The 12,253-nt window shown below is 63.9% G+C and carries 6 protein-coding genes; 4 read left to right on the forward strand and 2 right to left on the reverse strand.

The genetic code is table 11. From position 1 onward, the window contains the following. The first annotated feature begins 200 nt into the window (after nt 1-200). The 3 genes from Mal64_RS02915 (at nt 201) to Mal64_RS02925 (ending at nt 6,935) form a co-directional block, all read left to right on the forward strand. A complete protein-coding gene (locus Mal64_RS02915) occupies nt 201-2,276 on the forward strand; it encodes an endo-1,4-beta-xylanase (protein WP_146396786.1) in 2,076 nt (691 codons plus the stop codon). A gap of 138 nt (nt 2,277-2,414) precedes the next feature. Then, on the forward strand, nt 2,415-5,159 hold the full coding sequence (gene galB / locus Mal64_RS02920; RefSeq protein WP_197525386.1) for a beta-galactosidase GalB: 2,745 nt from the start codon (nt 2,415-2,417) through the stop codon (nt 5,157-5,159). Between the two features lie 99 nt (nt 5,160-5,258). After that, complete coding sequence (locus Mal64_RS02925) at nt 5,259-6,935, forward strand: glycoside hydrolase family 43 protein (protein WP_197525387.1); 1,677 nt, start codon at nt 5,259-5,261, stop codon at nt 6,933-6,935. Between the two features lie 44 nt (nt 6,936-6,979). On the opposite strand, the gene Mal64_RS02930 is transcribed toward Mal64_RS02925, so the two are convergent. Beyond that, entirely contained in the window at nt 6,980-9,871 is a 2,892-nt protein-coding gene (locus Mal64_RS02930) for a BNR-4 repeat-containing protein (protein WP_146396795.1), read from the reverse strand. A 17-nt stretch (nt 9,872-9,888) separates the two neighbouring features. Beyond that, entirely contained in the window at nt 9,889-10,065 is a 177-nt protein-coding gene (locus Mal64_RS19610; protein ID WP_197525388.1) for a hypothetical protein, read from the reverse strand. Between the two features lie 786 nt (nt 10,066-10,851). Here Mal64_RS19610 and Mal64_RS02935 point away from each other — a divergent pair. Further along, the gene (locus Mal64_RS02935; RefSeq protein ID WP_146396799.1) at nt 10,852-12,030 is read left to right on the forward strand and encodes a DUF1559 domain-containing protein; all 1,179 of its coding nucleotides are present in this window, start codon (nt 10,852-10,854) and stop codon (nt 12,028-12,030) included. Nucleotides 12,031-12,253: the final 223 nt, after the last annotated feature.

Raw genomic sequence — 12,253 nt, forward strand, 5'->3', positions numbered from 1 at the left:
CAAAAGTAGCCTCGAACCATTCGAGGCGCCCGGCGTCGCGGCTCTCTCTACCCTCGCTCCACGCTGCATTCTTACAGGTTGGCTGGCCAATCGGCCGGTGCTGAGCCCGTCGATCGCGCCGCCAAACACCGCGGCGTGCAGCGGGCGCTCCTCACGCGCGACGTTCGTCTGGCCGGACCTGCTACCCAGAGGCAATCACGATGAGATCATGGACGATGCGTCTTGGGTTGGCGGCGGTGCTGCTAGGGGGCGCCATATCGCAGACGCATGGCCAGACACTCGACGGCGATGAATTGGCCCACCGCTCGGGCGGGTACGACGCTGGAGCCGTGAGATGGACGCTCGACAAGAATGGCTACGTCGGCACGTACTTCACTCTCGACGAAGCCGGCCCCGTGACGATCAAGGTCGACGCCTTGGGAACCACTAACGACGCAACGCTTCCCATGATGGGGATCGCCGTCGCCGACCAACTCGCCACTTTCGAGGTGGGCACGTCGCTCGCCGAGTACGGCCAGTCCTACGAGCTCCCAGCGGGAACGTATTTTGTCCGCACCGAGCTGAGCAACCACTCGGGCCCCGGCAGCCGCACGCTTTCGGTCGACGGCCTGACGATCGAGGGCGCCTCGTCAATCAGCAACACCTCCAACCGCACAGTCAACGAGGCCAACGCGCTCGCGATGGCCGACAGCTACATCGAGAACTTCCGTCAGGGGTCGGCTACGGCTGCGTTGCCCGGCGCGGCGCCCGGTTCGAACGTGACGGTTCGGATGCGTCGCAACGAGTTCAACTTCGGCACGTACGTCACCGGCTTCAGCGCCGATCCGTGGGTAGGCGATCTGTCGCCCGGTGAGACCGCCACCGACCGTGCGCGGTACCAAGAATTCGTGCCCCAGTATTTCAACATGCTCGTCCCCTCGAACATGGGCAAATGGCAACCCACGGAGAACTCCGAGGGCTCGCCGCAGATGGGCAATGTCGACGCGATCCTCGATTTTGCTGCGGACCACAACATGGCGTTCCGCCAGCACAACCTGGCCTGGGGCCACCAGCAGCCGTGGTGGGTCAACAACCTGATCGACGACGCTCTCGCCGGCGACCCCCAGGCCAAGGCCGATCTCCGCCAAGCGGTGATCGACCGCATCGCCTACTACGTGGGCGACGGCGACAACGATCAGCACGACGGCGACCGAGCCCGCCAGTACGAAGAACTCGACGTGATCAACGAGCTCCTCCGTGAGAAGACCTACTACGACATCTTCGGGGACCAAGGGGTCGCGGAGATCTACAAGCTGACCAAGGACGCCGTCGACGCCGCCGGGGCCGACACGCTGCTCATGACCAACGAGTACAACCTCTTCAATTTCGCCGGCAACCCGCTCACTGGCGGCAGCGACCATTACGCCAACTGGTACCGCGAACACATCGAGACACTCAACAATCAAGGCTTCGGGCAAGTGGTGACCGGCGTCGGCATCCAAGCGCAAACGAACCCGGCGCCAGACGGCTCGCCGACTTCGGGGCAGAACCACAACCCGTCCCGCATGAACCAAGTGCTCCAGAACATGTCGATCCTGGGGATGCCGATCACGCTCACCGAGTTCTCGGTCCCGTCCGAGGCCTTCGGTGTCGAGACGACCCCGGAGCGGGCCGCCGAGGTGTACACCGAAACGCTCCGGATGATGTTCGGCACGGCCCAGGCCCGTTCGATGCTGATCTGGGAAGAGTGGCCGCCCAACAGCACCAACCAGACGACGATTGTCGACGAGAACTGGGACCTGACCGTCGTGGGCGAGGCTTTCGTCGCGTTGATGGAGCAATGGACCACCGACGAGCAGCTGCTCACCGTGGGACCCGATGGCATGATCGAGATCGCAGGCTTCTACGGCGAGTACGAGGTGGTGATCGATGGCGAGACGTTCGTGATCGACCACCTCAAAGGGGTCGAAACCCATTCCTTGGTCACCGCAGACTTCCTGCCAGGTGATTTCAACACCGATGGTGTGGTCGATGCGGCGGACTTCACCGTGTGGCGCGACTCGCTTGGCCAGACGGGCCTGATCGCGTACTCCGGCGCCGACAGCAATGGCGACGGCGAAGTCACCTTGGCGGATTACGACTACTGGGTTTCGAACTTCGGCATGAGTCTCAGCACACCCCAAACGTCTGCCCCGGAGCCGGGCTCGGTAGTTCTGTTTGCTTGGTCCCTCTTCATCTCGGCCCCGAGAGGCCAGCGGCGGAAGTGGCGCCCGGCGTGCGTATCGGCGAGACTCTAGCTGCCATCGGCTTGCCCGCACCACTCTGCGAATTGTTTGCTTGTTAGTCCTCTTAAGCTCAGCGCCGATAAGAATTTGATGCAGCCAGATCAGCCGAACAGAATCCTCTTCCTTGCTCGACTCCTGGCAGGCCGCCACTTGCTTGTCGCGATCCTGATCGCGAGCGCTTGCTCTCTCGGCGCGCCGGCGAGCGCCCAGCCGGCTGGTGAGGGGGCGAAGGGTTCGGCCCGAGAGAGGGTTTCACTCAACGAGGGCTGGCGGTTCTACAAATACGGATCGGCCGACGAGGCGGACGAACTTGTCTACGATGTGCGGCCCGAGGTGACCGACCGTCGCGACGACCGCCCCGCCGACGCGCAACCGACCGAGGCGGTCGCCCTGCACTCCGATCGGCAAGTGCTCAAGCCTTGGGTGCTGCCCACGGCCAACCGTTTCATCGCCGACCCGGCGCAACGCCACGAGCGGCCCGTGGGCGCCCCGGGCAGCGACTTCCCGTTTGTCCAAAATGGGTTCGACGACAGCGACTGGGAGCGAGTCACCCTGCCCCACGACTGGGCGATCCAAGGGCCGTTTCTCGAAGGTTGGGGCGCCGAGGTCGGCGGCGGCATGGGAAGGCTGCCGAGCCCCGGTGTCGCCTGGTACCGAAGAGAGCTCAGCCTCGCAGAATCGGACGCCGGCAAGTCGATCTTCCTCGACGTTGACGGCGCCATGTCTTACGCCATGGTGTGGGTCAACGGAGAGCTGGTAGGCGGCTGGCCCTTCGGCTACTCCTCCTGGCGGCTCGACCTCACGCCCCACCTCCGGATTGGCGACGAGAATCAAATCGCGATCCGCCTCGACAACCCTCCCAACTCGTCGCGCTGGTACCCAGGCGGCGGGCTGTACCGCCACGTGTGGATCGTCAAAACCGACCCGGTGCACGTCGCCCAGTGGGGCACGGTGGTCACCACGCGTGAAGTCACCCCCGATTCGGCCATCGTCGAGCTGAGGGTGACGATCGACAACGACTCGGATTCCGGCGCGGAGGTCGAGGCGACCACTTCGGTCTACGCCCTCGACGAGGGCGGCTCGCGGAGCGGCGAAGCGGTCGGCGAGTTTAGGACGCAGACCGCCCGGATCGCCCCCGGCAAGCACGCGACGCTCGACGGCTCGATCGAGCTCGCCCAGCCACGCCTCTGGGGCCCGCCGCCCACGCAAACGCCCCACCGCTACGCGGCGGTCACCACGCTGCGGCGCGAGGGCCGTACCATCGACGAGTACGAGACGCGGTTCGGCGTCCGCGCGTTGCGATTCGACCCGGAGCGAGGCTTGAGCGTCAACGGGGAGCGGATTGAGATCCGCGGCGCCAATCAGCACCACGACCTGGGGCCCCTCGGCGCCGCGTTCAACCGGCGGGCCGCCGAGCGGCAGCTCGAAACGCTCCGCGAGATGGGCTGCAACGCGATCCGCATGTCCCACAACCCGCCGGCCCCCGAACTCTTGGAGCTCACCGACCGCATGGGTTTTCTGGTGATCAACGAGTCTTTCGATGTGTGGGAACGGAAGAAGACGCCGCTCGATTTCCACCTGATCTTTCCCGATTGGAGCGAGCCGGACCTGCGCGCCCTGATACGTCGCGATCGCAATCATCCCTCGGTAATCATGTGGAGCGTTGGCAACGAGGTCGGTGAGCAGTACACGGGCGACGCGGGCGCGGACGTCGCGCGGCGTTTGCACGGGATCGCCAAGCAAGAGGACCCCACGAGGCCCACGACCACGGCGATGAACTACGCCAAGCCTCCGATGCCCCTGCCCGGCGTCCACGACGTGATCAGCCTCAACTACCAAGGCGAAGGCATCCGAGACGCCCCGGCCTACCGGGGGATGAAGGGCATCACCACGCCGCCGCTCTACCCGTCGTTCCACGAGTCCCATCCCGACAAGATGATCGTCAGCAGCGAGAACGCCGCGGCGGTGAGCAGCCGGGGCGTTTACATGTTCCCCGTGCACGAGGGCGTCAGCGCGCCGGTCAAAGACGGGGCGGGCGGCGACCCCGAGAGCCGCCAAGTCAGCTCCTACGAGCTTTACACGACCCCGTTCGGCTCCTCGGCCGACAAGGTGCTGGCTTCGCTCGAGAAACACCCGTATGTGGCCGGCGGTTTCGTGTGGAGCGGATGGGACTACCTCGGCGAGCCGACCCCTTACTACCTGTCACGGAGCTCGTACTTCGGCGTCATCGATCTGGCGGGCTTCCCCAAAGACCGTTTCTATCTCTACCAATCGCGGTGGCGCCCCAACAAGCCGATGGCCCATATCTTACCACACTGGAATTGGCCCGAACGCGTTGGCAAGGTCACGCCGGTGCACGTGTTCACCTCGGGCGACGAAGCCGAGCTCTTCCTCAACGGAGCGTCGATGGGTCGCAAGAAGAAAGGGCCCCACGAGTCGCGGCTGCGGTGGGACGACACGATCTACCAGCCAGGCGAGCTCCGCGTGGTGGCTTACAGCAACGGTCAAGAGTGGGCGACAGAAACGGTCAGCACCACCGGCAGCCCGGCCCGGCTCGAGGCGACAGTCGACCGCGCGACTATCGCCGCGGATGGGGCCGACCTGGCTTTTGTCACCGTGCGGGTAATCGACGATAGCGGGCGAACATGCCCCCGCGCCGCCAACCCGATCCGTTTCGAGATCGATGGCCCCGGCGAGATCGTCGCTACGGCCAACGGCGACCCGACTTGCATGGTCCCCTTCCCTTCCCCCGAGCGTGCGTCGTTCACGGGACTCTGCCTGGCCATCGTGCGCGGCTCCCACAACCTCCCCGGCGCCATTCGGCTCACGGCGTTATCCGACGGGCTGGAAGAGGCGAGCATCTCGATCGAAACCGCTCGTTCCCACTCGAATTGAGTGGCCCCCTCAAACTCAATGGTCTGGTGGTCCCCTATGAGCGCTTTCCTCATCAGGTTGTCGGCGGATGCTCGGTTTTGTCTCGTGGGGTTGTGCCTCATGCTGGCGCCCTCGATAGCGTTTTCGGCTGAGACTGAGCCGGGCGGCTGGGCGGAGTTCGCGAGCTTCCGCTACGAAGGCCGCGACCCGCGGCGTGAGACAGTCACGGTCGGCGACGGGGAGTACTACAACCCGGTGCTGGCTGGTTTCTACCCCGACCCGAGCGTTTGCCGCGCCGGCGACAACTATTATCTGGTCAATTCGACCTTCGCCTATTTCCCGGGCGTGCCGATCTTCAAGAGCGCCAACCTTGTCGATTGGGAGCAGATCGGCCACGTGCTCGACCGCCCCTCGCAGCTCGACCTCGACGGGCTGCCGGTTTCGAGCGGCGTCTTCGCTCCGACCATCACATTCCACGAGGGCGTGTTCTACATGATCACGACCAACGTGCGTGGCGTCGGCAATTTCTATGTCACGGCGACCGATCCCGCGGGCCCCTGGTCGGACCCCCACCGCTTGTCATTCGACGGCATCGACCCCTCGTTCTTCTTTGACAGCGACGGGCGGACCTACATCGTTCACAACGGGCCGCCCCCCGGGAACCAACCGCTTTACGAAGGCCACCGCGCCATCTGGATCTGGGACTTTGAGCCCGCAACCAGAACGGTCGAGAACGGCCGGATCATCGTCAACGGCGGGGTCGATCTCGCTGAGAAGCCTGTATGGATCGAGGGCCCGCACATCTTCAGACGCGATGGCTGGTACTATTTGAGCTGCGCCGAGGGGGGCACCGGGCCCAACCACTCGCAGGTCGTCTTTCGGACACGCTCGCTCGACGAGCCATTCCTGCCGAGTCCCCATAACCCGATCCTGACCCAACGCGACCTCGACCCGGACCGCCCTTTCCCCGTCACCGCCCTGGGCCACGCCGATCTCGTAGAAACGCCCGACGGCGATTGGTGGTCCGTCTTTCTCGGCATCCGCCCGTACGAGAACGGCCTGTCGAATCTGGGCCGCGAGACTTTTTTGCTGCCAGTCGAATGGCGAGACGGGTGGCCCACGATCCTCGCCCCCGGCCAGCCGCTCCCGATGGTGGTTGACCGTGGCGGGACGCCCAGCACGCCCGACATCGAACCCACGACAGGCTCCTTCTCCTGGAGCGACGAATTCGACGCGGAAGAACTCGGTTTGCCCTGGGTCTTTCTGCGGACGCCGCGAGAAAGGTGGTGGTCGCTTGTCGACAAACCGGGTTCGCTGCTGCTGAAGCCGCGTCCGATCTCGATCGCCTCCCAACCCGATCGATCACTCGAGCGGAACGGCAATCCCAGCTTCGTGGGCCGCCGTCTCCAACACGAGGATTTCTCGGCAACGACGCGCCTGATGGCTAATCCGAACTCGGCCGACAGCGACGCCGGCGTCGCCGCGCTGCAGAACGACGCGAACTACTTCTTCCTCGGCGTCCGCCTGTCCGGAGGCGCCGCTCTGGAGGTGTTTCTAGAACAGAGCTCTCAACACTCCGATGGCCCGGTGATTGTGGCCCGTGCGCCGCTCGACGGAGTCAACGGCCCGATCGACCTGCGGATCGAGGGCGCAGGCCGAGACTACCGCTTCCGCTACCGGCTCGATGACGGCGAGTGGAACACCCTAGCCGATGGCGTGGACGGCGGCCTGCTGAGCACCCAGCAAGCGGGCGGCTTTGTCGGCACGGTGCTCGGTCTCTACGCCCGAACGCCGTAACTCGCCCTTCAGCCGGAGGCGACTGACACGCGATGGTTAGGCTGTTAGCCGCGACGACGCCTCCGAGTGGGCAGCACCGCCGCGACCGCCAGCAAGACGAGCGTCCCAGGCTCCGGCACACTCGTCTCGCCAGGCGAGTCGAGCTGTTGCCCGAACTGCGCGACCCACATGTCGTAGTCGGCCATGTCGACCACGCCGAAGCTGGCGCCCGATTCGTCGCCCGCGCCGTTCAGCGCCGAGTTGTTGCCTCCCAGGTTGTCACGCCACACGGTGAAGTCGGCGGCGTCGACCGAGCCGTCGCCGTTGAAGTCGCCTTGCAGCAAGGGAGCGACCAACGCGTAGCCGACCCCGTCGTACCAGGTGCGTGAGGCGTTGCCGTTGAGGGTCTCCCAATCGTCGATGAAGACCTGAATGTCATCGCCGTCGCCCACACTCTTGCGGCCCAGGTAGGCCCGATAGAGCAGCAGGTCGTTGTTGTCGTCGGCGACGATCTCGATCGATTCGAAGCTCTCGGCGTCGGCGTGCTGCGACCCGTAACGCCGGAAGTCCACCAGGTTGTCCTGCTCGAGGCCGGCCATCAGTCGCCAGTCCTCGTCGTTGTCGCCCCAGAAGTAGGCGAACACGTCGTAGAGCCCCGCATCAAGATCTTCGATCGTCGTGCGCAGCATGGCGGCGTTCTCGGAGCCCGACTCGTTGGACGCGTAGACGCTGCCGCCGTTGCCGTAGCCGGTGCGCTCGTGCCATTGGTTGTCGTCGGCGCCGGACGCGGCGGCGGGGCCGGTCGCGCCGATCGCGGCGCCGTTGGTGCGTGTGGTGTTCGAGTCATCGGCGTCGACGTACACGCTCTGGCCGATCACCTCGTCGCGATCGACGATGCCGACCACCGCCGCGTTGATGTTGTGGGCGGTGTTGTAGTCGCCACGAAACCAGAAAACCGACTGCGGCCCCACGCCGTGGGTGTCGGGCGCGATCGGCCTGAGGTTGTCGACCGAAGAGTTCTCGGTGACGGCGGTCCAGTTCCAATCGGAGCCGTCGTACTCGCCCTTGTAGATCTCGTGGTGATCGGTCTCGGTTTCCCATTCCGGATCACGCGGGTCGTACGGGGTGGAGATGTAGAGCGTGTTCTCGTCTCCCGGGATGAGCGCCCCCAGGCCGGTGTAGTCCTGCTCCGGGCCGTAGAGCCGCGGCCCCATCTTGGCGATCTCGTGCGACTCCCAGCTCTCGCTGTCGGGGTTCCAACGCGAGAAGTGCAGCCGGTGGTCGATCGGGTTGTTGGTGCTGCCCGCGTCGGTCGAGCCGTCGGGGTTGTTGCGAGACGTGTACAGCGCCATCAGGTTGCCTTGCGAATCGAGCGCCGCGTCGGTCGTCCAGAGGCGGTTCTGCCCCTCCCCCAGGGCGTCCGGGGCGTCGACCAGCGTGAAGTCGGTCACGTCGGGCACGGAGCCCGCGCCCGCCGTCACGTTGCTGTCGAACAGGTTCTCGTCGATCAGGTTCCCTTGCATGTCGAAGGTCTGGCCGCCTTCGATGTAGCCCGAGTAGATGCTGTTGTTGTAGTTGCGAGGGTGCGTCTCGGTCGTGGTGAAGTAGATGCGTGACTTGCCATCGGAAACGTACTTCGGGTACGCCGAGTAGCCTTGCGCCGACGACTCGAGGAATTGGCCCGCCCACTCCACCTCGTTGGTGTCCGGGTCGTAGCGGATGATATTCGGCATGTTCTGGCCAGCGCCATTGGTCGACAGCATGCCGTAGCTGCGCGAGATGTTGTAAACCTGATCCTCGTCGGACAGGTAGAAGATGTTGTGGTAGCTCACGTTGGCCTGGTTGTCCGAGCCGCCCGGGTGGGTGTTGGCGCCCGGCACGTTGTCGAACCAGTTGTAGAGCTTCTCCTCCGACCACGAAGTGCTGTCGCCCGGGTCGGTGCTCACACGGAACCGGGTGAACTCGTCGCCCAATCCGCCGTTGTTCCCGTGGTTCGCGTACATCGCCAGGTAGCGTCCGTCCGGCAAGACCAGCAGGGCCCCCACGTTGTGGTCGTCGTTCTGGATCTGGGGGTTGCCGCCCACTTGGTTCGAGAGCTGCGTGCGGACTCGGCGCCCCGTCGACGGGTTGAAGTTGACGACGTCCACGTTGCCCGGGTAGCTGCCGCCCTGCACCGTTTCGTCGAAGCCAACCGAGTTGACCAGCACGTTGCCGTTGTTCGGATCGACGATCGTCCGTTCGTCGGTGTACCAGGTCCAGTTGCCGTCGCTGTCGAACTGGATGAGGTTTCCGTTGACGCGATCGGTGATCATCCCCGGGGGCGGCGGGGGCTGAAGGCTCGCCCCGATCGCGTCGAAGGCAACGTTGCGGGCCGACCCAGAGCTAACCCGCTCGGCGCCCAGCGAGATCCGCAAGGTCGCGGCGTTGGTCGGCACCTCGGTGGCGCCGAGTTCTTCGATGAACTGCCAGCCGCCGCCGCTCGTGGTTTGGGCGCCGTAACCTTGGCCAACCGACGCCCCGCCCGAGTCGAAGAAGTCGTAAGCGATCGTGCCTAGGTCTCCCCCGTCGTTGTGGTAATAGGCGTAGGAGAGGCCCAGGTGCAGATTGCCGAGGCCGATCTCTGCGCTGTGCGGGGTGAGATCGATGTCTTGGTAGAGCAGCCCGCTGTTGGCGTCGCCGCCGATCAAGGAGCTGGCGTTCGGCAGCCCGCTGTATTGCCAACTGCCCGAGAGAAACTGGTCACTGAGGTAGCCGCTGCCCGGATCGGCGCCTCCCATCGCGGAGTCGCCAACCCACAGCGGGTTGCTGCCGGCGGAAACCGTCCACCCGCTCGGCGCCGAAAGCGGCGAGCTGTTCTCAAAGTCGCCATTGTTCACCGTCAATGCGATCTGCGCGTTCGCACAGGCCGCAGACATACAAAGCACGAACAGCATCATCGTGAAGCGATTAGAAGCCACGGCCGTCTCCCTGGAATTCAATGGTTGCCGATTCCGCCCTGCATCATGGCGACTTGAAAAGCATGGTAGCGCGATGCGTGGCCCTGCCCCTGGGCCTTAGTTGAAAAGCAATCGAGAGGTGAAGCTGAACGCTTCGCAAAGGATGGCTGACCGCCCACCGGCAAGCTGTTGGTCTGCTGGGGCGACAGCGTCATCCGAGGTTCCGATTCCGTGGGTTCATCATAGTGGCTTGAGAGACTCGCCAATAACGCAGTTGCGCAATTCAATACCGTGAACCCCCACGCCTCGCTGATCACCGTCAAGCGAAGCCCCAGCGAGTAACCTCATTCTGCTCGTGCTATATCGCCAATTGCGTTGAACGGCGATGATCCTAGCTGGCACTCCCACGAGAGCATCCTGCAAGTTGATTCGCCTACGAATGCCTCAGCGCCTGGCCAAGGCAACTCGCTTTCGGCGGGCGATCGACCCCGATCCGCGGCAAGCACAACGAGCCTTCGCCAAAGCGCGAAGCACAAACGCGGTTGCATCAATTGAGCAAATGCATGCCGCGATTGCGGCATTCTGTTGACAGTCGAGCAGCACATCCCCAGTATGGATTCTGGACATGAGAGGCGTGCCCCTTCGCAGGGGGCAAACGGCAACGGCTACCAAGTTCACAACTCTTTTCTCAAGGCGGCGACACGGAGCCGCACTCGTCATCTCGACACAGTTTTTCTCCATGGGCATGAGCCAACCGCTCTTGCCGCGACACACCTTGGGCGCTCTTACGCTTCGCAACGGAGCCGCCCGACACCAGCCCATCCCGTGGGACACGAGCCCCACGTTGGCGCTATGTACGTGTTGATTCGTTCGATCGCTCGTGGCGTAAATCGTCTTTCGTCTTCCAGGAATCAACGGAATGTGACTCCCTGCAAGTCAGGTCGAGAGGCGTCAACATGCCAATAGAATGCAACCGCTCATCTGATAAGGAAACGTTTCTGATGATCCCATTTGCCTCAAGCAAGCGGATGCGTGCGGCGTTCACGCTGGTCGAGTTGCTCGTTGTGATCGCAATCATCGGCATCCTCGTAGCGTTGCTGCTACCGGCCGTCCAGGCGGCCCGTGAGGCCGCACGACGCACGCAATGCACCAACCAACTGAAGCAATTCGGCCTGGCCCTGCACAACCACCACGACACCTTCAAGCTGCTGCCCGGCGGCTCGGCCTTGCCCTCCATCTGGGACAACGGGAACCTCCGCTACTGGAGTGACGGCGAACAAGTCGAGTGGACTTGGGTGACATCGATCATGCCTTTCATCGAAGAGCAAACGCTCAAAGACTCATTCCACATGACATACGGCAATGGAGATTGCTGGCCGAACTCGACCGGGATCCCCAGCGGCGCCTCGTTCGCCAACGTCGACCTCGTGGACAAGAGAGCTTTCCCAAGTCTGCTCTGCCCTTCCGACCCGATAGCGGCGCGGCCGATCAAGATCCGTCTCACCAACCCGCAAGGGGGAGAAATCATGGGCAGCGACGTGAATCCGCCTTCCGCGCCGGGGGTCTCTTACGTCGTCTCGATGGGCCCGACGATCCCCGATTTTTGCATGTACCCCCGCGAGTCGAACAACATCAACACGGAGGAAAACAACAGCGCGAGCGAGACACGCCGCGTCTGCATGGGGCGAGCCATGGGCTCCCAGCCATCCGGCGGCGCCGCGGCGCCGTGCATGGGAGGCAAGGCCGGCTCGGCGAGCGGCTGTGTCGCCGCTGCCGACAAGTTCGGCGGGGTCGGCATGTTCAATCGCAACCCGAACGGCAAGGCGTTTCGCAAGGTCTCCGACGGCCTCAGCAAAACCTTCATGGGCGGCGAGACGCTCTCGATGCACAACAATCGCAACTGCGCCTACTGCACCAACTTCTTGATGGCGTCGACCAACACCCCGATCAACGAGAAGCACAAGTGGGACGACCCCGATCTGATCGACATGAGCGACGGTTTCGGCGAGCCGGGCTACGCCTTCACCTCGGGCTTCAAGAGCGACCACCCAGGCGGCGCCAACATGCTGCTGGGCGACGCCTCGGTCCACTTTGTCAACGAGAGCATCGACTACTTTTCATGGAACGAGTACGGAACCATCGCCGGGCAAGAGGCGCCAGACTATATCGTAGGGAACTAGCGATTATGGACTTCCCACCACTTCCCCCCAAAGCACTACCCAGACCTTCAGTAAAGCAGATACCAGCGGGAGCCGGGCTATCCGACGTTTTTAGCTATTAGAGACGTTTGCGGCTGAGTCGCGAGTGGGGCACTCGTCGGCCAGCCCGCCAAGTGACAACGAGACCTGGGGCAAAACAGGTAATGGCGTCGCGGGCGCAGCAGCGCGGGTGACAGAATCAAGA

It is taken from the genome of Pseudobythopirellula maris (genome assembly GCF_007859945.1).
Classification (GTDB): domain Bacteria; phylum Planctomycetota; class Planctomycetia; order Pirellulales; family Lacipirellulaceae; genus Pseudobythopirellula; species Pseudobythopirellula maris.